At 75.3% G+C, this 23,410-nt stretch carries 29 protein-coding genes; 19 read left to right on the top strand and 10 right to left on the bottom strand.

Annotated elements, in window-relative coordinates:
* The first annotated feature begins 1 nt into the window (after position 1).
* From AB3388_RS19145 to AB3388_RS19135, 3 genes are all read left to right on the top strand, one after another.
* Complete coding sequence (locus AB3388_RS19145) at positions 2-901, top strand: potassium channel family protein (protein ID WP_495406905.1); 900 nt, start codon at positions 2-4, stop codon at positions 899-901.
* A gap of 83 nt (positions 902-984) precedes the next feature.
* Positions 985-1,671: a maleylpyruvate isomerase family mycothiol-dependent enzyme gene (locus AB3388_RS19140; RefSeq protein ID WP_495406904.1), complete on the top strand. Its 687-nt coding sequence runs from the start codon at positions 985-987 to the stop codon at positions 1,669-1,671.
* Entirely contained in the window at positions 1,662-2,864 is a 1,203-nt protein-coding gene (locus AB3388_RS19135) for an FAD-dependent oxidoreductase (protein ID WP_495406903.1), read from the top strand. Before AB3388_RS19140 ends, AB3388_RS19135 begins: the two co-directional genes overlap by 10 nt.
* Positions 2,865-2,891: 27 nt before the next feature.
* On the opposite strand, the gene AB3388_RS19130 is transcribed toward AB3388_RS19135, so the two are convergent.
* Entirely contained in the window at positions 2,892-3,638 is a 747-nt protein-coding gene (locus AB3388_RS19130; protein ID WP_495406902.1) for an IclR family transcriptional regulator, read from the bottom strand.
* Positions 3,639-3,814: 176 nt separating this feature from the next.
* Here AB3388_RS19130 and AB3388_RS19125 point away from each other — a divergent pair, with 176 nt between their 5' ends.
* Both AB3388_RS19125 and AB3388_RS19120 read left to right on the top strand, forming a co-directional pair.
* Positions 3,815-4,240 carry a YciI family protein gene (locus AB3388_RS19125; RefSeq protein WP_495406901.1) on the top strand — a complete coding sequence of 142 codons (426 nt, stop codon included), beginning with the start codon at positions 3,815-3,817 and terminating at the stop codon, positions 4,238-4,240.
* Complete coding sequence (locus AB3388_RS19120) at positions 4,237-5,586, top strand: RNA polymerase sigma factor (RefSeq protein ID WP_495406900.1); 1,350 nt, start codon at positions 4,237-4,239, stop codon at positions 5,584-5,586. The genes AB3388_RS19125 and AB3388_RS19120 overlap by 4 nt, the downstream gene beginning before the upstream one ends.
* On the opposite strand, the gene AB3388_RS19115 is transcribed toward AB3388_RS19120, so the two are convergent.
* Both AB3388_RS19115 and AB3388_RS19110 read right to left on the bottom strand, forming a co-directional pair.
* Entirely contained in the window at positions 5,519-5,881 is a 363-nt protein-coding gene (locus AB3388_RS19115) for a hypothetical protein (protein WP_495406899.1), read from the bottom strand. The genes AB3388_RS19120 and AB3388_RS19115 overlap by 68 nt on opposite strands.
* A gap of 52 nt (positions 5,882-5,933) precedes the next feature.
* Positions 5,934-6,362, bottom strand: coding sequence for a MarR family winged helix-turn-helix transcriptional regulator (locus AB3388_RS19110; RefSeq protein WP_495406898.1), 429 nt, complete (start codon positions 6,360-6,362; stop codon positions 5,934-5,936).
* A gap of 146 nt (positions 6,363-6,508) precedes the next feature.
* Between AB3388_RS19110 and AB3388_RS19105 the strand changes: the two genes are divergently transcribed.
* The 4 genes from AB3388_RS19105 to AB3388_RS19090 all read left to right on the top strand — a co-directional run bounded on the left by AB3388_RS19105 (position 6,509) and on the right by AB3388_RS19090 (position 10,631).
* Entirely contained in the window at positions 6,509-7,969 is a 1,461-nt protein-coding gene (locus AB3388_RS19105; protein ID WP_495406897.1) for an alkaline phosphatase PhoX, read from the top strand.
* An 81-nt stretch (positions 7,970-8,050) separates the two neighbouring features.
* Positions 8,051-9,049, top strand: coding sequence for an ABC transporter ATP-binding protein (locus AB3388_RS19100; protein WP_495406896.1), 999 nt, complete (start codon positions 8,051-8,053; stop codon positions 9,047-9,049).
* Positions 9,046-9,849, top strand: a complete 804-nt coding sequence (locus tag AB3388_RS19095) for an ABC transporter permease (RefSeq protein ID WP_495406895.1) — start codon at positions 9,046-9,048, stop codon at positions 9,847-9,849. The genes AB3388_RS19100 and AB3388_RS19095 overlap by 4 nt, the downstream gene beginning before the upstream one ends.
* Positions 9,849-10,631, top strand: a complete 783-nt coding sequence (locus AB3388_RS19090; protein ID WP_495406894.1) for an ABC transporter permease — start codon at positions 9,849-9,851, stop codon at positions 10,629-10,631. Before AB3388_RS19095 ends, AB3388_RS19090 begins: the two co-directional genes overlap by 1 nt.
* Here AB3388_RS19090 and AB3388_RS19085 read toward each other — a convergent pair.
* Both AB3388_RS19085 and AB3388_RS19080 read right to left on the bottom strand, forming a co-directional pair.
* Entirely contained in the window at positions 10,628-10,936 is a 309-nt protein-coding gene (locus tag AB3388_RS19085; protein ID WP_495406893.1) for a hypothetical protein, read from the bottom strand. The two genes, AB3388_RS19090 and AB3388_RS19085, sit on opposite strands and share 4 nt — an antisense overlap.
* 185 nt (positions 10,937-11,121) lie before the next feature.
* Entirely contained in the window at positions 11,122-11,562 is a 441-nt protein-coding gene (locus AB3388_RS19080) for a GNAT family N-acetyltransferase (RefSeq protein WP_495406892.1), read from the bottom strand.
* A 96-nt stretch (positions 11,563-11,658) separates the two neighbouring features.
* On the opposite strand from AB3388_RS19080, the gene AB3388_RS19075 reads away from it, so the two are divergent.
* The 7 genes from AB3388_RS19075 to AB3388_RS19045 all read left to right on the top strand — a co-directional run bounded on the left by AB3388_RS19075 (position 11,659) and on the right by AB3388_RS19045 (position 18,273).
* A complete protein-coding gene (locus tag AB3388_RS19075; protein WP_495406891.1) occupies positions 11,659-12,681 on the top strand; it encodes an iron ABC transporter substrate-binding protein in 1,023 nt (340 codons plus the stop codon).
* 197 nt (positions 12,682-12,878) lie between these two features.
* A complete protein-coding gene (locus AB3388_RS19070) occupies positions 12,879-14,288 on the top strand; it encodes an ABC transporter permease (RefSeq protein WP_495406890.1) in 1,410 nt (469 codons plus the stop codon).
* Positions 14,285-15,361 carry an ABC transporter ATP-binding protein gene (locus AB3388_RS19065; RefSeq protein WP_495406889.1) on the top strand — a complete coding sequence of 359 codons (1,077 nt, stop codon included), beginning with the start codon at positions 14,285-14,287 and terminating at the stop codon, positions 15,359-15,361. The genes AB3388_RS19070 and AB3388_RS19065 overlap by 4 nt, the downstream gene beginning before the upstream one ends.
* A 53-nt stretch (positions 15,362-15,414) precedes the next feature.
* A complete protein-coding gene (locus tag AB3388_RS19060) occupies positions 15,415-16,212 on the top strand; it encodes an aldolase/citrate lyase family protein (RefSeq protein WP_495406888.1) in 798 nt (265 codons plus the stop codon).
* Positions 16,209-17,060, top strand: coding sequence for an NAD-dependent epimerase/dehydratase family protein (locus tag AB3388_RS19055; protein ID WP_495406887.1), 852 nt, complete (start codon positions 16,209-16,211; stop codon positions 17,058-17,060). The genes AB3388_RS19060 and AB3388_RS19055 overlap by 4 nt, the downstream gene beginning before the upstream one ends.
* Positions 17,057-17,746: a glycosyltransferase gene (locus tag AB3388_RS19050; protein WP_495406886.1), complete on the top strand. Its 690-nt coding sequence runs from the start codon at positions 17,057-17,059 to the stop codon at positions 17,744-17,746. Before AB3388_RS19055 ends, AB3388_RS19050 begins: the two co-directional genes overlap by 4 nt.
* Positions 17,747-17,844: 98 nt before the next feature.
* Positions 17,845-18,273 carry a response regulator gene (locus AB3388_RS19045; RefSeq protein ID WP_495406885.1) on the top strand — a complete coding sequence of 143 codons (429 nt, stop codon included), beginning with the start codon at positions 17,845-17,847 and terminating at the stop codon, positions 18,271-18,273.
* Here the strand turns inward: AB3388_RS19045 and AB3388_RS19040 are convergent.
* The 3 genes from AB3388_RS19040 to AB3388_RS19030 all read right to left on the bottom strand — a co-directional run bounded on the left by AB3388_RS19040 (position 18,261) and on the right by AB3388_RS19030 (position 20,681).
* Positions 18,261-18,611, bottom strand: a complete 351-nt coding sequence (locus AB3388_RS19040) for a hypothetical protein (RefSeq protein WP_495406884.1) — start codon at positions 18,609-18,611, stop codon at positions 18,261-18,263. The two genes, AB3388_RS19045 and AB3388_RS19040, sit on opposite strands and share 13 nt — an antisense overlap.
* An 11-nt stretch (positions 18,612-18,622) precedes the next feature.
* The gene (locus AB3388_RS19035) at positions 18,623-20,068 is read right to left on the bottom strand and encodes a hypothetical protein (RefSeq protein ID WP_495406883.1); all 1,446 of its coding nucleotides are present in this window, start codon (positions 20,066-20,068) and stop codon (positions 18,623-18,625) included.
* A gap of 76 nt (positions 20,069-20,144) precedes the next feature.
* Complete coding sequence (locus AB3388_RS19030) at positions 20,145-20,681, bottom strand: DUF6328 family protein (protein ID WP_495406882.1); 537 nt, start codon at positions 20,679-20,681, stop codon at positions 20,145-20,147.
* 124 nt (positions 20,682-20,805) lie between these two features.
* Between AB3388_RS19030 and AB3388_RS19025 the strand changes: the two genes are divergently transcribed.
* The gene (locus AB3388_RS19025) at positions 20,806-20,997 is read left to right on the top strand and encodes a hypothetical protein (RefSeq protein WP_495406881.1); all 192 of its coding nucleotides are present in this window, start codon (positions 20,806-20,808) and stop codon (positions 20,995-20,997) included.
* A gap of 7 nt (positions 20,998-21,004) precedes the next feature.
* Here AB3388_RS19025 and AB3388_RS19020 read toward each other — a convergent pair whose 3' ends face one another.
* Entirely contained in the window at positions 21,005-21,280 is a 276-nt protein-coding gene (locus tag AB3388_RS19020) for a DUF2277 domain-containing protein (protein ID WP_495406880.1), read from the bottom strand.
* Positions 21,281-21,320: 40 nt separating this feature from the next.
* Positions 21,321-21,953 carry a hypothetical protein gene (locus AB3388_RS19015; RefSeq protein ID WP_495406879.1) on the bottom strand — a complete coding sequence of 211 codons (633 nt, stop codon included), beginning with the start codon at positions 21,951-21,953 and terminating at the stop codon, positions 21,321-21,323.
* A 105-nt stretch (positions 21,954-22,058) separates the two neighbouring features.
* Here AB3388_RS19015 and AB3388_RS19010 point away from each other — a divergent pair, with 105 nt between their 5' ends.
* Both AB3388_RS19010 and AB3388_RS19005 read left to right on the top strand, forming a co-directional pair.
* Positions 22,059-22,469: a hypothetical protein gene (locus AB3388_RS19010; RefSeq protein ID WP_495406878.1), complete on the top strand. Its 411-nt coding sequence runs from the start codon at positions 22,059-22,061 to the stop codon at positions 22,467-22,469.
* A gap of 38 nt (positions 22,470-22,507) precedes the next feature.
* The gene (locus tag AB3388_RS19005) at positions 22,508-23,383 is read left to right on the top strand and encodes an SDR family NAD(P)-dependent oxidoreductase (protein WP_495406877.1); all 876 of its coding nucleotides are present in this window, start codon (positions 22,508-22,510) and stop codon (positions 23,381-23,383) included.
* The last annotated feature ends 27 nt before the right edge of the window (positions 23,384-23,410 follow it).

Raw genomic sequence — 23,410 nt, 5'->3', positions numbered from 1 at the left:
CGTGCACCCGCTGGCCGGCTGGCTCGTCACCGCGGCCGGGGCCGTCGTCGTCCTGCTGGCGCTGCGGGACATCTTCCACACCCTGTGGCACCCGAGCGGGCGCAGCGGCTTCAGCCGGCGGGTGATGGCCGCCGTGTGGCGGGCCGGCCGACCCCGGCGCGGACGCCACCGGGTCAGCGTCCTGGCCGGGCCGCTGTCGATGGGCCTGGTCGTCATCGGCTGGGTGGCGCTGATCGCGCTGGGCTGGACGCTGGTCTACTGGCCGCACCTGAGCGGGGGCTTCGTCCTCGGCAGCGACCTGGTCAGCCGAGGCCGGGGCGGGCTGCTCGACGCGCTGTACGTGTCGATGGTGACCGTGGCGACGCTCGGGTTCGGCGACATCGTGCCGACCGAGGAGTGGCTGCGGATCGCCGTCCCGGTGGAGGCGCTGCTCGGGTTCGCGCTGATCACCGCGGCCGTCACGTGGGTGCTGCAGGTCTACCCCGCGCTGACCCGCCGCCGGTCGCTCGCCGTCCGGCTGTCGCTGCTGGGGCGGGCCGACGCCGTCCGGGTCCTGGCCGAGGAGGACATCGCGATGACCGCACCGCTGCTGGAGAGCCTCACCGGTGAGCTCGTGCAGGCGCGTGTCGACCTCAGGCAGTACGCCGAGACCTACTACTTCCGGGACGGCGAGGAGGCCGAGTCCCTGGCCGCCAACATCGGGACGGCGGCCCGGCTGGCGCGCGCGGCGGCCGGCTCGCCCCGGGCCGACGTCCGGTTCGCCGGGCGGCTGCTCGCCACGGCGCTCGACGACCTCGCCCGGCTGATCGACGAGCAGTTCCTGCGCATCGGCGGCTCCCTGGACGACGTCCTGGCGGGGTACGCCACCGACCACGGGCACCGCCCATTCCGTTCCGTCTGACAGAACGTCTGCATCCGCATGTCGCCGTCTCGCGAACCGACGGGCTAGCGTCGGCGGCGTCCCCGCACCCTGGAGGAGAAGTCGTGACACCCGAGACCCTGCCCTGGTGGGCGGACGGCGAGCGGCACCTCGCCACCGCCCTCGGCCGGCTCGTCGACGACGAGTTCGACCGGCCGTCGCTGCTGCCCGGCTGGACCCGGCAGACCCTGCTCGCCCACGTCGCCCGCAACGCCGACGCGCTGGTCAACCTGCTGACCTGGGCCCGCACCGGCGTCGAGACGCCGATGTACCCCTCCCAGGAGGCGCGGGAGGCCGGGATCGCCGAGACCGCGCAGCTGCCCGCCGACGCGCTGCGCGGGGAGGTGCTGGCCGCCACCGAGCGGCTCGCCGTGGCGGTCGGGCAGATGCCCGACGAGGCCTGGCAGGCCGAGGTGCGCACCAACCAGGGCCGCGCGGTCCCGGCGGCGGAGGTGCCGTGGATGCGCTGCCGCGAGGTGTGGGTGCACGCCGTCGACCTCGACGCCGGGGTCACCTTCGCCGACGTTCCCGACGACGTGCAGGCCGCGCTGGTCGACGACGTGTTCCGCATGTGGGACCGCCGCGACCAGGTGCCCGACGTCGTCCTGTTCGCCGGCGACCGCGAGTGGGGCACCGGCTCCCTCGCCGTCGCGGGCCCGCTGCCCGCGGTCACCGCCTGGGTGACCGGCCGCGGCACGGGTGAGGACCTCACCGCCGACGGTCCGCTGCCCACCCTGGCGGCGTGGCTGTGAGCGCCCCGGCCGCGGTGCGGGCGCCGGAGACCGCCGCCGACGTGGTCGTGGTCGGCGGCGGCATCGGCGGGCTGACCGCCGCGCTGGCCCTGGCCCGCTCGGGCCGCTCGGTGCGGGTGCTGGAGCGCTCCGCCGAGTTCGCCGAGGTCGGCGCGGGGCTGCAGCTGGCCCCGAACGCAACCCGGGAGCTGCGCCGGCTCGGCGTGCTCGACGAGATCGTCGCCCGCGGCGTGCTGCCGAAGCGGCTGGTGCTCCGCGACGCGGTCGACGGTTCGGAGCTCACCTCGCTGGGGCTGGGCGAGCAGTTCCGCGCCCGCTACGGCGGCCCGTACGTCGTCGTCCACCGCTCGGACCTGCTCGACGTCCTCGTGGGGGCGTGCGCGGCGGCCGGGGTGGCGCTGGAGACCGGCCGCAGCACCGTCGACGTCGAACAGGACGGCGACCGCGCCGAGGTGCACTGCGCCGACGGCTCGGTGCACAGCTGTGCCGCGGTGGTCGGCGCCGACGGGCTGCGCTCGGCGCTGCGCACGCGGCTCTCCGACGACCAGCCGGTGTCCTCGGGCTATGTCGCCTACCGCGGCACGGTGCCGTTCGCGCAGGCCGCCACGCACGTCGACCCCGGCGATGTGACCGTCTTCATCGGCCCGCACCTGCACTGCGTGCAGTACGCGCTGCGGGCCGGCGAGATGGCCAACACCGTCGCCGTCTTCCGCTCACCCGGGCACCTGGCCGACCCCGCCGATCCCGACTGGGGCGGTCCGGAGGAGCTCGACGAGGTCTTCGCCGGCACCTGCGCCGCCGTGCAGGACGCGCTGCCGCTGCTCTGGCGCGACCGCCGCTGGCAGATGTACGACCGCGAGCCGATCCGGCAGTGGGTCGACGGCCGCCTCGCGCTGCTCGGCGACGCGGCGCACCCGATGCTGCAGTACCTCGCGCAGGGTGCCTGCCAGTCGATCGAGGACGGCGTCGCGCTGGCCACCGCCCTGCAGGGCGAGGGCGACGTCCCGGCGGCGCTGGCCCGCTACGCCGACCTCCGCCGCGACCGCACCGCCCGCGTGCAGTCGACCGCCCGCACCTGGGGCGAGATCTGGCACGTCGACGGGGTGGCCCGGCTGCTGCGCAACGAGCTGCTGCGGACGCTTCCGACCGACCACACCCGCTGGGTCGACTGGCTCTACGGCCCGGCCCGGTAGGGACTTTCCGCGCCGAAAGTCCCCGCCTCAGCCGGCCAGCGTGGTCAGCTCCGTGGCGCAGCGGTGCAGCGCCGCGGTGAGCTCCGGGATCCGGCGCCGGGTCAGCCGCATGGCCGGCACGGACACCGTGACGGCGGCGAACGGCACGCCGGCGTCGTCCCGGACGGCGACCCCGACCGCGCTGATGCCGGCCTCGGTGTCGCCGTCGTTGACGCCGAAGCCGGCCTTGCGGACGGCGGCGAGCTGCTCGTGCAGCGCGGTCAGGGCGGTCGCGTCGAGTTCCCCGCGGTAGCGGGCGTCGACCTCGGCCGGGTCGAGCGCGGCCAGCAGGACCTTGCCGCCGGAGGCCGACGTCGCCGCCAGCCGCGCGCCGGCGCGCGAGCCGATCCGCAGCGGCTGGCGGCTCTCCTCGCTGTGCAGGAACACCGCGTCGCGGCCGTCGAGCACGACCAGGTGCACCGTCTCGTCGATCTCGTCGCGCAGCCGGCGCAGGACGGGCACGGCCAGCTCCACCAGCGCCGGGGTGGTGCGGGTGCGCTGCACGCCGCGGCGCAGCGCGGGGCCGGCGCGGTAGCGGCGGTCACCGGACTGGACGGCGAACTCCCGGTGCCGCAGCGTCGCGAGCAGCCGGTGTGCGGTGGAGCGGGCCACGCCCAGGTGCGCGGCGGCCTCGCTGACGCTGACCGCCTCGGTGGACTGCAGGAGCAGCACGAGCTGCAGGGCCTTGTCCGCGGCGTCGACGAGGTACGCCGGGGGAGGGGGCTGCTCGGCCACCCCGTCACGCTACGGCCGCGGCGCCGCCGATCTGCATTCCGCGGCCTGCGCCCACCCGGTAGAAAAAAGTTCGGCCGCGCTGTCGATCCCGTGTCGGTGCGTTCGACGTGTCAGCAGAACGGACCTCGCGCCGGTCGCCCGACCGGCCTCCGTTCCCCGGCGAAGGAGCTCATCCGATGCGTTACATGGTGATCGTCAAGGCGAACGAGCAGACCGAGAACGGCGTCCTGCCGACCGAGCAGGAGTTCGCCGAGATGGGCGCCTACAACGAGGAGCTGGTCAAGGCCGGCGTGCTGCTCGCCGGCGAGGGGCTGCTGCCCAGCTCCAAGGGGACGCGGGTCCGGTTCGACAAGGACGGCCGGTCGACGGTGATCGACGGCCCGTTCGCCGAGACCAAGGAGCTCGTCGCCGGCTTCTGGATCCTGCAGGTCTCCTCGCGCGAAGAGGTGATCGAGTGGGTGAAGAAGGCGCCGTTCCGCGACGGCGAGGTCGAGATCCGCAAGGTCGCCGAGGCCGAGGACTTCGGCGACTCGTTCACCCCCGAGCTGCGGGAGCAGGAGGACCGGCTGCGGGCGCAGTCCGCCGCGCAGCAGGGGGCGTGAGCGAGCCCGTTCCGACGGCGTCGGCGGCGACGGTGGACGTCCACCGCGTCGTCGACGCCGTCTGGCGCATGGAGTCGGCGAAGCTGGTCGGTGCGCTGACCCGCGTCACCGGCGACGTCGGCCTCGCCGAGGAACTGGCCCAGGACGCGCTCGTGGCCGCGCTCGAGCAGTGGCCGGCCGACGGCGTCCCCGACCGGCCCGGCGCCTGGTTGATGGCCACCGCCAAGCACCGGGCGATCGACACCTTCCGCCGCGCCGAGACGCTGCGGCGCAAGACCGCCGAGCTGGGCCGGGACCTGCAGGAGGCCGACGAGCCGGACTGGGCGGCCGCGCTCGACGAGGTCGTCGAGGACGACGTCCTGCGGCTGGTGTTCATCGCCTGCCACCCGGTGCTCAACCGGGACGCCCGCGTGGCGCTCACCCTGCGGCTGGTCGGGGGCCTGACCACCGACGAGATCGCCCGCGCCTTCCTCGTGCCCGAGGCGACGCTGGCGCAGCGGATCGTCCGGGCAAAGCGCACGCTCACCGCCGCGCGGGTGCCCTTCGAGGTGCCCGCGGGCGCGGACTTCACAGCCCGGCTCGCCTCGGTGCTCGAGGTGATCTACCTCGTCTTCAACGAGGGCTACGCGGCGACCGCCGGCGAGGACTGGATCCGCCCGACGCTGTGCCAGGAGGCGCTGCGGCTGGGCCGCATCCTGGCCGAGCTGACGCCGGGGGAGTCGGAGGTGCACGGGCTCGTCGCGCTGCTCGAGCTGCAGGCCTCGCGGCTGCGGGCCCGGATCGGGCCGGACGGCGCCCCGGTGCTGCTCGGCGACCAGGACCGCACGCGGTGGGACCGGGTGCTCATCGGCCGCGGCCTCGCCGCGCTGGAGCGGGCGGAGGACGCCGGTGGCAGCCTCGGGCCATACGCGCTGCAGGCGGCGATCGCGGCCTGCCACGCCCGCGCCCGGACGTTCGGGGAGACCGACTGGGTGCGGATCGCGGCGCTGTACGAGGCGCTGGCCGAGCTGACGCCGTCCCCGGTGATCGAGCTCAACCGGGCGGTCGCGGTGTCCCGCGCGTACGGGCCGGCTGCCGGGCTGGAGCTGGTCGAAGCGCTCACCGGAGTGGCGGCGCTGCGCGGCTACCACCTGCTGCCGAGCGTGCGCGGCGACCTGCTCGAGCAGCTGGGGCGGCTCGCCGAGGCGCGGGCCGAGTTCGAGCGCGCCGCCGCGCTGACCCGCAACGAGCCGGAGCGGGCGCTGCTGCTGGACCGCGCCGCGGCCTGCGGCGGCGCGCTCAGTTCCGCGTCAGCCGCTCGGCGTGCTCCCGCTCCTCCGGCCGCACCTCGGACGCCGCGGCGCTGACCAGCCGCCACGTCGTCCGGCCGCCGTCCGGCCGGTCCCCGGCACCGCGCTCGAGCGCCTCGGCGATGGTGGCCCGCACCCGCTGCTCGTCGTCCGGGTCGGCGGCGAACAGGATGCGCAGCCGCACCTCCTCGCCGGAGCGGGAGGCGGCGGTGTGGTGCGGGGCGAGCGGGCAGGGCGGCGGGTGCTCCCAGCTCCCGCAGAGGGCCACGGTGATCGCGCCCCCCGGGGCTCGGTCGTCCTCGGCCGGTTCCATGGCGAGCAGGGCGTCGTGGGCGAAGGGCAGGCGCGTCACGCGGTCATGGTGCCGTGCCTCCCGTGCTTTATCGCGATAAAGCACGGGAGGGTCAGTCGGGTTGGGAGTTCTCCACCAGCTGGGCGAGCAGGCGGCGCAGCTCGGCGACCTCGTCGTCCTCCAGGCCGGCCTTGAGCCGCCCCTCGAAGGCGGCCGCGGCCCGGCGGAGCCGGAGGAAGAGCGCCTCGCCGTCGTCGGTGAGCGTCACCTGCTGGACCCGGCGGTTGCCGGGGTCCCGGTCGCGGGTCACCAGCCCGGCGCGGACCAGACCGTCGAGGTGATGGGTGAGGGTCGGCTGCCGGACGCCGATCGCCTCGGCCAGCTCGCCCTGGGTGCGGTGCTCGCCGTTCTTCAGTGACGAAAGCACCAGCCAGGTGGCGGAGGAACCCCCGACGGCCGCGAGGGCGTCGTCGAACGCCCTGCTCAGCGTCTTGGCGACGCGGCCCACGAGAAGTCCGACGGGCAGCTCGGCGGGGCTCATCCGGCTATCTTAGATATCTAACGGTTAGGGATCTATCGATGTGCGTCGAGATGTTCCCGGGGCCGTCGACCGGGGTTCGCCTGCGCGTCAGATCGCCCGGCGAGCGTCAGGGCGTCGTCCCCGAACCCTGAGGAGCACCCCGCCCCATGACCACGTCCGAACAGCTGCCGCCGACCGACTCCGCGGTCTCCCGCCGCTCCTTCCTCGCCCGCGGCGCGGCGACCGGCCTGGGCATCGTCCTGGTCGGCAGCGTCGACACCCTCTTCGGTGCGACGCCCGCCTCGGCACGCCCCGGCGGTCCGCGCAGCGTCGGCTACGGCCCGCTGGTCCCCGACCCGAAGGGCGTCCTGTCCCTGCCCGAGGGCTTCCGCTACACCGTCGTCGCCCAGGCCGGCGTGACGAAACTCGACAGCGGCCACCTGACCCCGGCGGACCCCGACGGCGCGGCCGGCTTCCCGCGCCCGGGCGGCGGCACCGTGCTCGTCTACAACCACGAGGTCGGCGGCGACGAGGCCAACCCCGTGCCGCCCATCCCGGGCCTGGTCTACGACCCGGGTGCGCGCGGCGGGTGCACCACCCTGGAGGTCGACCGCGACGGCCGGCGGATCCGGGAGTACGTCAGCATCGCCGGCACGCACAACAACTGCGCGGGCGGCGTGACCCCGTGGGGCACCTGGCTCACCTGCGAGGAGACCGAGGCCGTCCCGACCGCCTCCAACGGGCTCCAGCAGCGGCACGGCTACGTCTTCGAGGTCGACCCCCACGACCAGTCGGCCAACCGGGAGCCGAAGCCGATCAAGGCCTTCGGCCGGTACGCCCACGAGGCCGTCGTCATCGACCCGCAGGAGAACCGCGCCTACCTCACCGAGGACGCCGGCAACCCCAACGGCCTGCTCTACCGGTGGACCGCGCCCCGCGGCGTGCGGTTGCGCAAGCGCGCGCTGCGCACCCTCGGCCCGGCCGAGGGCTCGCTGGAGGCGATGCGTGCCCTCGACCGCGGCACCCACGTGCCCGATCTGTCGGTCGCGACCGCGATCGGCACCACGTACCAGGTGGAGTGGGTGACCGTGCCCGACCGGGACGCCACCACGACCCCCACCCGGTCCCAGGCCTACGCGAAGCCGATCACCCGCAGCCGCAAGCTCGAGGGCATGTGGTGGGCCGACGGCGGCGCGTACTTCGTCTCGTCGTTCGCCCGCGCCTCCGACGGCAGCGCCGCCGAGCACGACGGGCAGGTCTGGTTCCTCGACCCGAAGAAGAACACCATCACACTCACGCTCCGGTTCGCCTACACCCCGACCGACCAGGACGGCGACCCCGACGGCCCGGACAACATCACCGTCTCCCCGTTCGGCGGCGTGATCATCGCCGAGGACGGCGAGGGCGCGCAGCACCTGCTCGGCGCGACCGACCGCGGCGAGGCGTTCCTCTTCGCGCGCAACGAGGTCAACGACGCCGAGTTCACCGGCCCCAACTTCTCGCCCGACAAGAAGATCCTCTTCGCCAACGTCCAGGGCGACGGCAGCCCGGGCAACCCCGGCTACGTCTTCGCCATCACCGGGCCGTTCCGGCACAGGACTGACGGCCGTCACCTGAACGCCGAGTGAGCGTCCGGAGGCGGCGGGCGACGCCCGCCGCCTCCGGTCATTCGGCACGACCCCTGCCGGGCGCCCGGTTAGGTTCCGGGGGTGGAGCACGACGAACCCGCCATCCGGGTGCGCGACCTGCGCAAGACCTTCCGCGTGCCCGAGCGCGAGGCGGGCCTGCGCGCGTCGCTGAAGAGCCTGGTCCGCCGGACCTACCGCGACGTGCACGCCGTCGCCGGCGTCTCGTTCGACATCGCCCCCGGCGAGGTCGTCGGGTTCCTCGGGCCCAACGGCGCCGGCAAGACGACGACGCTGAAGATGCTCTCCGGGCTGCTCTACCCGACCTCCGGCGAGGCCGTCGTCCTCGGGCACACGCCGTCGCGGCGGGAGAGGGACTACCTGCGGCAGATCACCCTGGTCATGGGCAACCGCAACCAGCTGCAGTGGGACATCCCCGCGGCGGACTCCTTCGAGATGAACCGCGCCATCTACCGGCTCGCCGACGCCGACTTCCGCCGCACCCGCGACGAGCTGGTCGAGCTGCTCGAGCTCGGCGACCTGATCAAGAAGCCGGTCCGCAACCTCTCCCTCGGCGAGCGGATGAAGGCAGAGATCGCGGCGGCGCTGCTGCACCGGCCGCGGGTGCTCTTCCTCGACGAGCCGACCATCGGCCTCGACGTCACGGCGCAGAAGCGGATCCGGGCGTTCCTCGCCGAGTACAACCGCCGGCACGGCGCGTCGGTGCTGCTCACCAGCCACTACATGGCCGACGTCCAGGCGCTGTGCCGGCGGGTGATCGTCATCGACGGCGGCGTCGTCCTCTACGACGGCGGCCTGCGGGAGCTCGCGACCCGGTTCTCGCCGCACCGCACGATCACCGTGACCCTGCCCGACCCGGCCCTCGACCTCTCCGGCTATGGGGAGGTGGTGCAGCCGCCGGACGACGAGGGGCGGGTGGTGCTGCGGGTGCCCACCGAGCGCAGCTCCGAGGTCGCCGCGGCGCTGCTGGCCGGCGCCGGGATCAGTGGGCTCACCATCGAGGAGCCGCCGGTCGAGGATGTCATCGAGCAGGTCTTCGCCGCCTCTCGGGAGCCGGCGTGACAGGCCTGCTCGGCTTCTACCGGGTGGTGGCCGCGACCGCGGTGCAGGCCCAGTTCCAGTACCGGACGGCGAACTACCTCTACATGATCGGCATGGTCGCCGAGCCGGTCGTCTACCTCGTGGTGTGGCAGACGGTGGCCCGGGCGCAGGGCGGCGCGGTCGAGGGCATCACGGCCGGGTCGTTCGCCGCGTACTACATCGTCTGGACGCTGGTCCGGAACATGAACATCGTCTTCACGCCCTACGGGTGGGAGGAGCGCATCCAGCGCGGCGAGCTGTCGGGGGCGCTGGTCCGCCCCGTGCACCCGATCCACTACGACCTGGCCTACTTCGCCGGCTGGAAGGTCGTCGTGATCGTGCTCTGGCTGCCGATCGCCGCGGTGCTGACGCTGCTGTTCCGGCCCACCTTCGACGTCTCGGTGCTGGAGGGCGTCGTCTTCTTCGCGGCGATCTGGGGCGCCTACCTGATCCGCTCGCTGCTGCTGTGGGTGCTCGGGATGGTCACCTTCTGGACGACGCGGGTCGGCGCGCTCTACCAGCTGTTCTTCACCGCGGAGCTGCTGCTCTCCGGCCGGCTGCTGCCGCTCGCGCTGCTGCCCGCCTGGGCCGAGGACGTGGCCGCCGTGTCGCCGTTCCCGTCGACGTTCGGCTACCCGATCGAGGTGCTGGCCGGCGACCTCACCACCCGCGAGCTGCTGCTCGGCCTCGCGGTGCAGGGGCTCTGGATCGCCGTCGGCACCGTGCTGGTGGCCGCGGTGTGGCGGTTCGGGATCCGCCGGTTCTCGGCGGTGGGCAACTGATGGCCCGCTCCGTCCTCGGCACCTTCCTGCGGGTCGGCGTGCAGAACGAGCTGCAGTACCGGGTCAACTTCGTGCTCAGCCTGGTGCAGTCCCTGGTCTCGGTGGGGACGTCACTGGCCGTGCTGGCGCTGGTCTTCCTGCACACCGACTCGCTGCGCGGCTGGAGCGGCGACGAGCTGGTCGTCGTCATGGGTGTGTTCGTGCTCATGGGCGGGGTGATCCGCTCGGTGATCCAGCCGAACATGCAGCAGCTGATGGTCGATGTGCAGGAGGGCACCCTCGACGGGCTGCTCACCAAGCCGGCCGACAGCCAGCTGCTCGTCAGCGTCCGGAAGTTCGACAGCTGGCAGGCCGTCGACGTGCTGGTCGGCGTGGCGCTCGTCGTCGTCGGCCTGGTGCGGCTCGGCCGCCCGGTCGGCCTGCCCGCCGTCCTGGCGTTCGCCCTCGCGCTGGTGTGCGGGGCCGTCGCGCTCTACTGCGTGTGGCTGCTGCTCAGCGTGACCGCGTTCTGGATCGTGCGGATCGACATGCTGGTCGAGCTGTTCGAGGGCCTCTACCAGGCCGGGCGCTGGCCGGTGGGCATCTACCCGGGCTGGCTGCGGTTCGGGCTGACCTTCCTGCTGCCGCTGGCCTTCGCGATCACCGTGCCCGCCTCGGCGCTGACCCGGGGGATCCCCGGCTGGGTGCTGCTCGGCACGGTCGCGTTCACCGCCGTCCTGTTCACGGTCACCCGGCTGGTGTGGCGTTACGGGCTGCGGCACTACACGGGGGCCTCCGCCTAGAGGCGCTCCAGCAGCACGCGGGCCAGGCGGACGGCGGCGTCGTCCGGAGGGTCCTGCCCGGCCGCGGCGCGCAGCCAGCCGGCCAGCGGGCCGGCGACGGCGGGGGAGAGGACGGCGATCCAGCGGGCGCTGGCGGCGCGGGCCTCGGCCACGTGCTCGGTGCCGCCGTCCGGCCGGTGCGCGACCACCTCCGGCCGGCTGGCCAGCAGCCCGCCGATCCGCCAGTCGCCGGCGGTCGTGCGCCCGGCCAGCGCGGTGAGCCGGTCGGCCGCCGTCCGGAGGAGCGCGGCGTCGTCCGAGGTCATTCGCACACCGTACGAGTGGCCTCACGGGCAGTTTCTGCGGTCGGCGGCGTGCCGCGCACCCCGGATCGCCGGCCGATGCCGACGAAGCGGAACGGGCGCGTGCCCGATATGGTCGGCACGGCGGCCACGGGTGGTGTCCCGGCGCCACGGGGGTGCGCCGGGCCGCCGGGGGACCCGCGCCGCCGTCAGCCGCGCCGCATCGGCACGTGCGGGATGCCGTCCTCCACGTAGCCGGGCCCGCTGCGCCGGAACCCGAACCGCTCGTACCAGCCCTCCAGGTGCGCCTGCGCACCCAGGACGATCGGGACGCCGTCGCCGCACAGGGCGATGCCCGCCTCGAGCAACCGCGCGGCCAGCCCCTGCCCGCGCCAGCCCACGGCAGTGGCCACCCGGCCGATCGCCCGGCGCGCCGGCTCCTCCAGCACCCGGATCGTCGCCACCGGCTCGCCGTCGGCCTCGAACCACAGGTGCACCGTGCCCGGCTCGAGATCCCGGCCGTCGAGCTCGGGATAGGGGCACTGCTGCTCGACCACGAACACGTCGACCCGCAGCCGGCACAGGCCGTACACCTCGCGCCCGGTCAGCTCGGGGAAACGGGCCTGGCGCAGCAGGGGATCGGCGGTCACGCCCGGATTCTTGCCCGGCCCGGACGACGCCCCCTCGGCAGGTGCGGGCGCATCTGATTAGGTGTGCCTTGCCTTATGTTCCCGGGAGGACCGCACGTGACCTGGCACGGCCGGACAACCGCCTTCTCGCTGACCCTCCTCGGCGTCGCCGGCGCGCTCGTGGCCTGCGGCGACTCCGGCGGGTCGGACGCCGACACGCTCACCGTCTACAGCGCCCAGCACGAGAGCCTGGTCAGCGCGATGCTCCAGGACTTCACCGCAGACACCGGCATCGAGGTCGAGTACCGCGAGGGCAACGACGCCGAGCTGGCCAACCAGATCGTGCAGGAGGGCGACGCCTCGCCGGCCGACGTCTTTCTGACCGAGAACAGCCCGTCGATCGACGTGGTCGACCAGGCGGGCCTGCTCGCCCCGCTCGACCAGGCGACGCTGGACCAGGTCGGCGCGCAGTACCGGCCGGCGTCCGGTACCTGGACCGGGTTCGCCGCCCGCGCCACGGTCCTGGGCTTCCAGCCGAAGGCGGTCACGGAGGACGAGCTGCCGGCCTCGCTCCTCGACCTCGCGAACCCCGAGTGGCGGGGCCGGGTCGGCATCGCGTCGGGCGGCGCGGACTTCCAGGCGATCGTCAGCGCGGTGCTGGAGCTGCGCGGCGAGGACGCCACCCGCGCCTGGCTCGAGGGCCTGCAGCGCAACGCCGAGATCTACGCCAGCAACACCGCCGTCATGAAGGCCGTCGACGAGGGCGAGATCGACGTCGGCGTGATGTACCACTACTACTGGTACCGCGACCAGGCCGAGCACGGCCTCGTCGGCGACGACGTCGTCCTGCACTACTTCCGCAACCAGGACCCGGGCGCCTTCGTCAGCGTGTCCGGCGCGGGCGTGCTGAAGTCCTCCGACCAGCCGGAGGACGCCCAGCGGCTGGTCGAGTACCTCACCAGCAAGGCGGCGCAGGAGCGGCTGGCCGACAGCGACGCGCTGGAGTACGCGGTGGGCGTCGACGTCGCGTCGGCCGAGGTGCTGCCCCCGCTGGCCGAGCTGCAGGCCCCCGAGATCGACCCCGGCTCGCTCAACGCGCCGCAGGTCACCGAGCTCATGCAGGAGGTGGGCCTGCTCTGACCACCGCGACCGGGCTCCCCGAAGGACCCGGGCGCACCCCGGCGCCCGCGGTCCCGGTCGCGGCTGCCCGGAGGCGGCCCGGTGGGGCGCTGCGGCGGCATCCGCTGACCCTGCTCCTGGCCGCCGCGGTCGCCGTCCTGGCGCTGCTGCCGCTGGGCTACATCGCCTACTACACCGCCGACGTCGGCTGGAGCGGCGTGCGGGAGCTGGTGTTCCGGCCGCGGGTCGCCGAGCTGCTGTGGAACACCGCCCGGCTCGTCGCCGGCACGGTGGCCCTGTGCGGGCTGCTGGGCGTGGGCGCCGCCTGGCTGGTGGAGCGGTCGTCGCTGCCGGGGCGCCGGGTGTGGCACGTGCTGCTGGTCGCGCCGCTCGCCGTCCCGGCGTTCGTCAACGGCTACGCGTGGATCTCCCTGCTGCCCGGCCTGGACGGCTACGGCGGCGCCCTGCTGGTCGTGACGCTGTCCTACTTCCCGTTCGTCTACCTGCCCGCCGTCGCCGCCTTCCGCGGCCTGGACCCGGCGCTGGAGGAGACCGCCCGCGGGCTGGGCCTGTCCAGCTGGGCGGTGTTCCGGCGGGTCCAGCTGCCGCAGCTGCGGGTGGCCGTGCTCGGCGGGAGCCTGCTGGTCGCGCTGCACCTGCTGGCCGAGTTCGGCGCCTTCGCGATGCTGCGCTACCCGACCTTCACGACGGCGATCTACGACCAGTACCGCGCCACGTTCAACGGCCCCGCCGCGACGATGCTGGCCGGCGTCCTGGTGCTGCTCTGCCTGTTCCTGCTGCTGGCCGAGCTGCGGCTGCGCGGCCGGCGCGGCTACGCCCGCAGCGGCCGCGGCGCCGCCCGGCCGCCCCGCCCGGTCGCGCTGCGGGGGCTCACCGGCCCCGCGCTCGCCGGCCTCGGCGCGCTGGTCGGCCTCGCCCTGGCCGTGCCGCTGGGCGCCCTGGTCGCCTGGCTGGTGCGGGGCAGCTCCACCGCCTTCGACGTCGACAAGCTGGTCACCACCACCGGCAGCACGCTGGCGCTGGCCGCGGCCGCGGCGGCGGTCACGACCGCGCTGGCGCTGCCCACCGGCTGGCTGGCCGTGCGGGAGCGCGGGCGGGTGGCCACCCTCCTCGAGCGCAGCACCTACCTCGGCAGCGCCGTCCCCGGGATCGTGATCGCGCTGGCCCTGGTGACCATCAGCATCCGGGCGACGCCGTGGCTGTACCAGACCGTGCCGGTCCTGCTGGCCGCCTACGCGATCCTCTTCCTGCCGCGGGCGATCGTGACCGTGCGGGCGGCGGTGGAGCAGTCGCCGCGGCTCTACGACGACGTCGCCGCCTCCCTCGGCTCCTCGCCGGCCGACCGGCTGCGGCGGGTGACCCTGCCGCTGCTGGCGCCGGGCATCGGCGCGGGCGCGGCGCTGGTGTTCCTCGCCGTCGTCACCGAGCTGACCGCGACCCTGCTGCTGGCGCCCACCGGGACGACGACGCTGGCCACGGCCTTCTGGTCGGCCAGCAGCGCCCTCGAGTACGGGGCGGCCGCGCCCTACGCCGTGATCATGGTGCTGCTCTCCGCACCGGCTACCGTCCTGCTGTCCCGCGATGCCCGACGAGGTCTGACGACATGAGCTCCCTGACCGTCCAGGACGTGACGAAGTCCTTCGGCGCCACGCCGGTGCTCACCGGCGTGGACCTGCACGTGCCGTCGGGCGGCTTCACCGCCCTGCTCGGCCCGTCCGGGTGCGGGAAGACGACGCTGCTGCGGCTGATCGCCGGGTTCGACGACCCCGACTCCGGCTCGATCGCGGTGGGCGAGACCGTCGTCGTCGGCACCGGGCGCAGCGTGCCCGCCCGCCGGCGCGGGATCGGCTTCGTGCCCCAGGAGGGCGGCCTGTTCCCGCACCTGTCGGTGGCCGGCAACGTCACCTTCGGCCTGCCCCGCCGCGAGCGCCGCGACGCCGAGCGGGTGCGCGCACTGCTCACCCTCGTCGGCCTGGACGACGGCCTGGCCGGGCGGCACCCGCACCAGCTCTCCGGCGGCCAGCAGCAGCGGGTGGCCCTCGCCCGGGCGCTCGCCCCGCGGCCCTCGCTGGTGCTGCTCGACGAGCCGTTCTCGTCCCTGGACGCGTCGCTGCGCGAGGAGACCCGGCAGGCGGTGGCGACGGCGCTGCGCGCGGCGGGCGCCACCGCCGTCCTGGTCACCCACGACCAGGCCGAGGCGCTGTCGATGGCCGACCAGGTCGCCGTCCTGCGCGGCGGGCGGCTGGTGCAGCTCACCGATCCGCGCACCCTCTACCGCAGCCCCCGCGACCTCGACGTCGCCACGTTCGTCGGCGAGGCCGTCGTCCTGGACGCGGAGGTGCGCGACGGCCGGGCCCGGTGCGTGCTCGGCGAGCTCGAGGTCGCGGGGGCGGCGGAGGGCCCCGCGCGGGTGCTGCTGCGCCCCGAGCAGCTGCGGCTGGGCGAACCCGGGGGAGGGCTGCCGGCCGCGCGCGTGCGCAGCGTCGACTTCTACGGGCACGACGCCCGGGTGTGGCTGGAGCTGCCGGGGGGCCTGACCGTCAGCGCGCGACTGGAGGGCACGCGGCTGCCGGTGGAGGGCCAGGACGTGTCGATCTCGGTCGTCGGCCCCGCGCTGCCGTTCCCGGCCGGCGCCCGGCCGGCGGAGGACCCGCGTCCCCTGGTGGCCGGCCAGCTCTGACCCCGACGCACTCGAGCTGTGCGTTCGAGTTAGGGATGCCTAAGCTAACCGCCGTGGACCTCCTCCTCTTCACGGTCGACCCGCAGTGGGGCGCCGACGTGGTCGCGGCCGGAGCGGCCGGGGTCGTCGTCGACTGGGAACGGCGCGGCAAGGCGCGCCGGCAGGCCGGTGAGGACACCCAGATCAGCACCGACACCCCGGCCGATCTCAGCCGCATGCGAGCCGCCTTTGACGGCCGGCTGCTGTGCCGGATCAACGGCCACGGCCCGTGGACCGCCGGCGAGGTCGAGGACGCGCTCGCGCGCGGGGCCGACGAGATCCTGCTCCCGATGGTGCGGACCCCAGAGGAGGTCGACCGCACCCTCGACCTGGTGGCCGGCCGCTGCGGGCTCGGCATCCTCATCGAGACGCAGGACGCCGTCGACCGGGCGGCCGCGCTGGCCGGCCGCCCGCTGTCGCGCATCTACGTCGGGCTCAACGACCTGCGCATCGACCGCCGGTCGGACTCGCTGTTCGACCCGCTGGTCGACGGCACGGTCGACGCCGTCCGGGCGGAGGTGACCCAGCCGTTCGGGGTCGCCGGCCTCACCCTGCCCGGGGGCGGCTTCCCGGTGCCGGGCGTGCTGCTGGCCGCCGAGCTGGTCCGGATCGGCACCGACTTCACCTTCCTGCGCCGCTCGTTCACCGCCGACATGGCCGGCCGGGACCCGTTCGTCGAGGTGCCGCGGCTGCGCGACTCCCTGGCGCGGCTGCGGGCGGCCGATCCGGCGCAGGCCGCCGAGCACCGCGCCCGCTTCGTGTCGGCCGTCGCCGGCCGGGAGGCCGCGGCGCCGGTGGCCACCCCGGCGTGAGGGCGCTCGTCACCGGCGCCGGCGGGTTCGTCGGGCGGCACCTGGTCGACCGGCTGCGGCGCGACGGCTGGGACGTCGTCGGCCTCACCCGCGCCGACGTCGACCTGACCGACCCGCGGGCCGGCGCGGCCGCCCTGCGCGCCGCCGATCCCGACGTCGTCTTCTCCCTGGCCGCCGCGCGGGCCAAGGCGACTCCGGCCGAGCGCGCGGCCACGGTGGCGGTCAACACCAGCCCCTGGCTGGTCGACGCGCTGCCCGACCGCTGCCGCGCCGTCGTGCGGCTCGGCTCGTCGACCGAGTACGCCGCCGGGAGCGGTCCGCTCGACGAGTCCGCGCCGGTGCGCCCGCGCGGCTTCTTCGGGGCGAGCAAGGCCGCCGGCTCGCTGCTGCTGCAGGCCGCGGCCGCCGAGCGCGGCCTGCGCGCGGTCGTCCTGCGGGCCTTCCAGGTCTACGGCCCCGGCGACCACCCCACGCGGCTGGTGCCGGTCGTGCTGGCCGCGGCCCGCACCGGCTGCCCCGTGCCGCTGCCCGCGCACGTGAGCCGCCGCGACTGGGTGTGGGTCGGCGACGTCGTCGACGCCTGCGTGCGCGCCGGGACCGCCGCCGACCTGCCGCCCGGCTGCGTGCTCAACGTCGGCACCGGCGTGCAGACGAGCACGGAGGAGCTGGTGGCCCTGGCCGAGCGGGTGACCGGCCAGCCCATCGCCACGGCGCCGGGCGCGCACCCGGGACGGGAGTGGGACGCCGCGGACTGGGTGTGCGATCCGACCGCGGCCCGGCGCCTGCTCGGCTGGGCGCCGAGGGTGGACCTCGCCGAGGGCCTGGCCCGGACGTGGTCGGCGGCGTGAGGCCCGGGACCGCGCCGCGGGTGTGCGTCGTCGTCCCGGTGTACGGCAACGCGCGCACGCTGCGCCCGCTGCGCGAGCGGCTGGCCGCCGCGCTGGCCGCCTACGACTGGCGCCTGCAGCTGGTCATCGACGCCTCGCCCGACGACAGCATCCGGGTGGCGCACGACCTGGCCGCCGCCGACGAGCGGGTCGCCGTCACGGGCCTGACGGTCAACGTGGGCCAGCACGCCGCGCTCACCACCGGCCTGGCCGGTGCGGAGGACGCCGACGTCTGGGTGTGCATGGACGCCGACCTGCAGGACCCGCCCGAGGCGGTCCCGCTGCTGCTCGACCGGCTGGCGGGCGGGGACGTCGAGGCGGTCTTCGCCGGCCGCCGCGGCGCGTACGAGCCGCTGCTGCGGCGGGTCACCGGGGTGCTGCACCGGCGGGTGGCAGCCCGGCTCACCGGCCTGCCGCCGGACGCCGGGGCCTTCCTGGCGATGCGCGCGAGCGCCCGGGACGCCGTCGTCGCCGCGCAGGCGCCGAGCGTGGTGCTCGCGGTCGGCCGGTCGGGGCTGCCGGTCGCCAGCGTGCCGGTGGTGCGCGCCCCGCGCGCCGAGGGCGACTCCGCATGGTCCACCCGCGGCCGGCTCGTCCAGTCGGCGCGTTCGCTGCGGTGGGCGCTGCGCACGCGGCGGAGGGGCTGAACGTGGAGGACGATGACAAGAGGGGTTGCGTGGTCGATCCCCGGGTACCCCCCGAGTCCGCGGGGGCGGTCGGACGTCCTGGTCCAGGGAGGCGGCGAGTGAGCGGACGCACCAACGCCCCCGAGCAGCTGCATGCCGTCGACATCCGCGTGCTCGTGGTCGACGACCACGCGCTCGTGCGGGAGATGCTCGCCGAGCTGCTCTCCCAGGAGGCCGGTCTCACGGTCGTCGGCGCGTGCGAGGACGGCTCGGAGGTCGTGGCCGCCGCCGCCCGCCTGCGCCCGGACGTCGTCGTCATGGACCTCAACATGCCGGTGATGGACGGCCTGGCCGCCACCCAGGCCCTCCGCGCCCTCGCCCCGGAGCCGCGGGTGGTCGTGCTGACCGCCGACGGCGACGGCGCCCGGCCCCGGGCCGCGGCCGCGGGCGCCGACGCCCTGGTGCCCAAGAGCGCCGACCCGGAGGCGCTGCTGACGTGTGTGCGCTGCGTGGCGCTGCGGCAGGAGGACTGCCCCTACTGCCTGTAGGGCGGGGCGACCGCCGCGGCCGCCGCCGCGTAGACCGCCGCCCACCCGCCGCTGACCGCCGCCGCCCGGCGGTACCGGGGCGAGCCGAGCAGCGGCACCATGCTCGCCGCGTGCAGCGCCTCGACGGCGGTCGCCGCGCGGACCGGGCCCCGGGCCGGGACGGCGAGGACCACCGCCGACTCCACGACCTGGCGGGCGCCGAGCACGCGGGCCACCCACAGCTTCGACCGCGGGAACTCCGGGCACAGCGCCGCGACGACCCGCTCGGGCCGCACGAGCAGCGCCAGCCCCCACAGCCCGCCGAGGCCGGCGAGCAATCGACTGAGCACGCGGTTCACGACGCTCCTCCTCACCGCGTCCAGAGCTGGACGACGAGGTCGGTCTTCGAGCCCGGGAACTCGCGTTCCGCGGTCAGCCGCAGGCCGGCGGCGAGCAGGATCGCGTCGTCGTCGGTCGGCTCGGGTGCGCCGTCGATCAGCCGGCGCACCACCCACACCCGGTCGGCGCCGGCGGGGGCGTCGTCCGGCGGCAGGATCAGGTCGGGCCGCAGCTCCGGAGCCAGCAGCCGCGTGTAGTGGTCCAGCCCCAGCGCCGAGCGCTGGTCGGCGGCTACGATCGGTTCCCGGGCCTGCCGGCTGCCGGCCAGGAAGCGGACGACGTCGTCGGAGCGCTCGCGCGCCTCGCGGTCGAACAGCGGTGCGCACGCCAGCAGCGAGCAGGCGACCAGCAGCGCGCCGACCGGCAGCCGGGCGGCGCGGGGGAGGGCCCAGGCGCCGGCCGCGGCCAGCACCCCCACACCCAGCAGGCCGGCCAGCAGGTAGCGCGGCAGGTACACCGGGCGCACCAGCTCGGCGAGGGTGAGCAGCAGCAGCGGGACGACGGCCCACGCGGCCGCGACCACCCGCACGCCGGTCGCGCGCAGCGCCCCGACGACCCCCAGTCCGACGGTGAGGAAGAGCAGCGGCCGCGCGTTCCCGGCCCACGCCGTCAGCGCCAGGTCGGCGAGCCGCCCGCCGGTGTCGTGCAGGTGCTCGGCGTTGCGGGCGCCGGTGCCGTTGAGCAGGTTGACCCCGACGAGCGCCGCCGTCGGCAGGGCGGCGAGGACGCCGACGGCGAGCAGCGGCAGGGCCCGACGGCCGCGCAGCACCAGGCCGGCGACCACGAACGCGGCGAGCACCGTGACCGCGTACCAGTGCGCCAGCCCCATCCCGGCGCCGGCCAGCCCGAACAGCAGCAGCCCGCGCGGGGCGCCGGCCAGCCAGCGGGCCAGGCCGAGCGCGGCCCCGCCGGTGGCCAGGACGGCGAGGCCGTAGCTGCGGGCCTCCACGGCCTGCTCGAGCACGAGCGGGGAGGCGGCGAGCACGGTGCCGGCGAGCACACCGGTCGCCCGGCCGGTCAGCCGCGTGACGGCGCGGGTGATCAGCGCCAGGCCACCCGCGGTCGCGAGCAGCGAGAACACCCGCAGTGCCGTGTCGCCGCCCAGGCCCGGGACGGACACCCACAGGTGCGCCACCACGTAGTAGGGGGCGTTGTACGACGGCGGGACGCCGGCCAGGTAGCTCGTCGTCCCCTCGCCCGAGGCGACGGCGGCGAGGATGTCGGACAGCGGCAGCCGCGCCACCTCGGCGGTGAACAACTCGTCGAACCACAGCCCGTGCCCGGGGCGCAGCAGCAGGCCGCCGAGGACCAGCACCAGGAGCGGGGGCAGCAGCTCGAGCACCCACCAGGGGCGGGGCCGGGCGGGTGCGGGAACGCTCGACGGCGGCGCGGGGGCGCGGGCGGCCGTCGACGTCACGCCGTCAGGTTAGGGCTGCCTACCCAGGGCATGTCTGACGGATCTCCAGCCTCGGTAGCGATCCGTCTGACACGCCCTAACGCTCGTCGTCCTCCTCGGGGAGCTCGTCGGTCGTGCCCTGCGCCCGCTTCCACAGCGGGGTGGCGAACCACCACCACCCCAGCAGGACGGCGACGGCGATCGCGGTGATCCAGGCCTGCATGGGGCTGAACAGCATGTCGACGACGAGCAGGACCGCCGAGCAGAGGGCGATCCCCAGCACGATCAGGCCGGCCAGCGCGGAGCGGCTGCTCCGGTGCAGCAGCTTCTCCTTGTCGTGCTGCCGGAACAGGATGCGGTGCTGGGCGGCGGGCGCGATCAGCAGGCCGGTGGCGATCACGGCGGCCACGAGGGTCACGAAGTACACGTCCTTCTGGAAGTCCGTCGTCTGCGTGACCCGCTGCTGGAACGGCACGACCAGGAGGAAGGCGAAGAGGAACTGCACCCCGGGCAGCGCCACGCGCAGCTCGTTGAGCAGCTCCATGAGCTCGCGGTTGATCCGCTCGGAGCGGGACTCGCCGTGCTGCGCGGCGCCCTCTCGAGACCGTTCGCGTGCCTCGCTGCCGCTGCTCATGGCAACCCGCCTCCCTGTCTCGCGCGCCTGTGTCGTTCACCTCTCGTTCACTTTGCTCACAGGAACACGGGCCAAACGCGGGTAACGCCCGGGCATGTCGATGTCGCAGCCACAGCAGCCGGAGATGGGTCAACCCGACGAGGGCATCCCCGCGGCGGATCCGGGCGCGGGAGCGCCGGAGCCGGCCGAGGGGTTCGGGGTCGGGGGAGAGGAGCCCGATCGTCCAGCGGGGGACCACGCCGACCCGCCCGACGATCCGCCCGACACCCCGCGGGACGACGTCCCGTTCCGGACGCCCGAGCCGGGCGGCTCCTGAGCGCGGGTCAGGCCGGCGTGCCGTAGCGCGCCGCGGCCCGCACGCGTGCCTTCGCCGCCTCGACCTCGCGGTCCTTGGGCGGCGCGCTCGTCACCAGCGACCCGAGCAGGCGGGCGGAGGCCGCGGCGACCTCCGCGACGGCGCGGTCGAACGCCTCGGCGTTGGCCTGGGACGGCCGCGTCGTCCCGCTGATCTTGCGGACGTACTGCAGGGCCGCCGCGTCGATCTCCGCGGGCGTCACCGGCGGCTCGAAGTTGGCCAGCGGTCGGATGTTCCGGCACATGCCGCGCAGCTTACGAGCGGCCACCGACGGTGCGGGCCGCTCAGACCGCGAAGCCGGCCCGGTCGATCTTGCGGTGGTAGCGGTCGCCGAGCTTGCCGCCGACGATCGCGCCGAGGAGCGTCGCCACGAGGATCGCCACGAGCGTGATGATCCCGGCGGTGGTCGCGGTGCCCTCGTCGACGGGGATGCGCGGCAGGTTGAGTTGCTGCAGCACGTTGTACTCGGCGCCGAGCGCGACGCCGGCCAGGGCCAGCAGGAGCACCACCACCAGCCCGATCAGCCAGACCGCGATGCCCTGGCGGACGCCGTCGAAGCGGGCCATGCGGCCGGCCACGTACCCGCCGGCGAGGTAGGCCAGGAACAGGACGACGAGGATCGCGATGCCGCCCGCGAGGCCGAGGGTGTCGGCCTGCGCGGCGGCCTCGTCGGCGGGGTCGACGCCGTGGGTCAGCCCGATCGCGACGCCGGTGGCCGAGAGGAGCGCGATGAGCACGACCGCCAGACCGTTGGCCGACAGCCAGCCGAAGAAGGCCGCTCCCCACTTGATGCCGCCGAAGCGGGCACGTTGCGCGGCGACCGCGTCGCGGGCCGCGCCGCGGGTGGCGTGCGCGCCCTCGGTCGTCGTCGTGGTGGACCCGTCGCGGTCCAGCGGTGCGCGGTCGTCCGTCGCCATGACAGGCCTCCTCGGTGGTGGGCGTAGTCGTGGATTCCCCTGTGCCACCTGCGCAAACGGGCCCCGGTGTCGCCCGATCGGGCGACGGCGGGTAGGCCTGTACCCGTGACCGTCGTGCTGGTGGACGCAGCCAACGTCGTCGGGTCTCGGCCGGACGGCTGGTGGCGGGACCGGGCCGGCGCGGCCGAGCGGCTGCTGCGCCGCCTGGCCGTGCTGCCCGGCCGGACGCTCCCCTCGCCCGACGGCGGCGAGTTCCGGTGCACGCGCGTCGTCGCGGTCGTGGAGGGCCAGGCCCGGGCCGCGGCGGCGCCGGACGGCGTCGACGTCGTGCGCGCCTCCGGCAGCGGGGACGACGCGCTCGCCGCGTGCGCTGCCGAGCTCGCCGCCGCGGGCGAGCCGCCGGTGGTGGTGACCGCCGACCGCGGCCTGCGCGCGCGGCTGCCCGCGGGCACCCCGGTCGCCGGCCCCGGCTGGCTGCTCGACCGGCTGGCGCATGGACCGGCGGAGGACGGGTAGATCGCGCACAACCCATTCCCGTGGAGCGGAGCAGCCGCATGCCCAAGACCGTCCTCGTCACCGGCGCCAGCAGCGGCATCGGCCGGGCCGCCGCCCACCGGTTCGCCCAGCGCGGCGACGCCGTCGTCCTGGTCGCCCGCGGTCGGGCCGCGCTCGAGGAGACGGCCGGGGAGGCGCGGGCAGCCGGCGCCGCGGACGCCGTCGTCTGCCCGGCCGACGTCACCGACGAGGACGCCGTCCGCGCGGTCGTCGAGGGTGCCGTCGCCCGCTTCGGCCGGCTCGATGTCGTGGTGCACTCCGCGCAGGTGATGGCGTACGGCCGGGTCGAGGACGTGCCGGCGAGCGTCTTCGACCGTGTCGTGGACACGGCCCTGCACGGCACGGCGAACGTGGGCCGCACGGTGCTGCCGGTCTTCCGCCGGCAGGGCGCCGGGCAGCTGGTCGTGGTCAGCTCGCTGCTGGCGTCGGTCGCCACCCCCCTCATGGGCAGCTACGTGGCCGCGAAGTGGGGGCAGATGGGGCTCGTCCGGGTGCTGCAGCAGGAGGTCCGCGACGTGCCCGGGATCTCCGTCTCCGCCGTCGGGTGCGGCGGCGTGAACACCCCGATCTACCACCAGGGCGCGACCTACATGGGCCGGACCGGCCGTCCGCCGATCCCGGTGTACTCGCCGGAGCGGGTGGCGAAGCGGATCCTCGGTGCCGTGGCCCGGCCGCGGCGCCTGGTCCACGCCGGGCCGCTCAACCCGCTGATCATCGCCGGGTTCCGCCTGCTCCCCGGCGTGTACGACGCCCTCGTGGAGCCGTTGCTGCGCACGTTCGCGGTCGCCCGGGAGGAGGTCGGGCCGACGGAGGGGAACGTGTTCTCCTCCCGGCCGCAGGGCAACGCCACCCGCGGCCCCTGGCGCAGCCTCTGACGGAGCGCGGACGTGCCCGTGGCGGCC

The organism is Geodermatophilus sp. SMS 5-13 (assembly GCF_059428245.1).
The sequence above is the reverse complement of the archived record's forward strand: the minus strand, read 5'-3'. Positions and strand labels throughout refer to the sequence as shown.

Coding starts and splice junctions, on each gene's coding strand:
- AB3388_RS19090 (WP_495406894.1), top strand. CDS start 9,849: ATGGCCCGCTCCGTCCTCGGCACCTTCCTGCGGGTCGGCGTGCAGAAC.
- AB3388_RS19020 (WP_495406880.1), bottom strand. CDS start 21,280: ATGTGCCGGAACATCCGACCGCTGGCCAACTTCGAGCCGCCGGTGACG.
- AB3388_RS19030 (WP_495406882.1), bottom strand. CDS start 20,681: ATGAGCAGCGGCAGCGAGGCACGCGAACGGTCTCGAGAGGGCGCCGCG.
- AB3388_RS19025 (WP_495406881.1), top strand. CDS start 20,806: ATGGGTCAACCCGACGAGGGCATCCCCGCGGCGGATCCGGGCGCGGGA.
- AB3388_RS19005 (WP_495406877.1), top strand. CDS start 22,508: ATGCCCAAGACCGTCCTCGTCACCGGCGCCAGCAGCGGCATCGGCCGG.
- AB3388_RS19105 (WP_495406897.1), top strand. CDS start 6,509: ATGACCACGTCCGAACAGCTGCCGCCGACCGACTCCGCGGTCTCCCGC.
- AB3388_RS19065 (WP_495406889.1), top strand. CDS start 14,285: ATGAGCTCCCTGACCGTCCAGGACGTGACGAAGTCCTTCGGCGCCACG.
- AB3388_RS19125 (WP_495406901.1), top strand. CDS start 3,815: ATGCGTTACATGGTGATCGTCAAGGCGAACGAGCAGACCGAGAACGGC.
- AB3388_RS19110 (WP_495406898.1), bottom strand. CDS start 6,362: ATGAGCCCCGCCGAGCTGCCCGTCGGACTTCTCGTGGGCCGCGTCGCC.
- AB3388_RS19015 (WP_495406879.1), bottom strand. CDS start 21,953: ATGGCGACGGACGACCGCGCACCGCTGGACCGCGACGGGTCCACCACG.
- AB3388_RS19085 (WP_495406893.1), bottom strand. CDS start 10,936: ATGACCTCGGACGACGCCGCGCTCCTCCGGACGGCGGCCGACCGGCTC.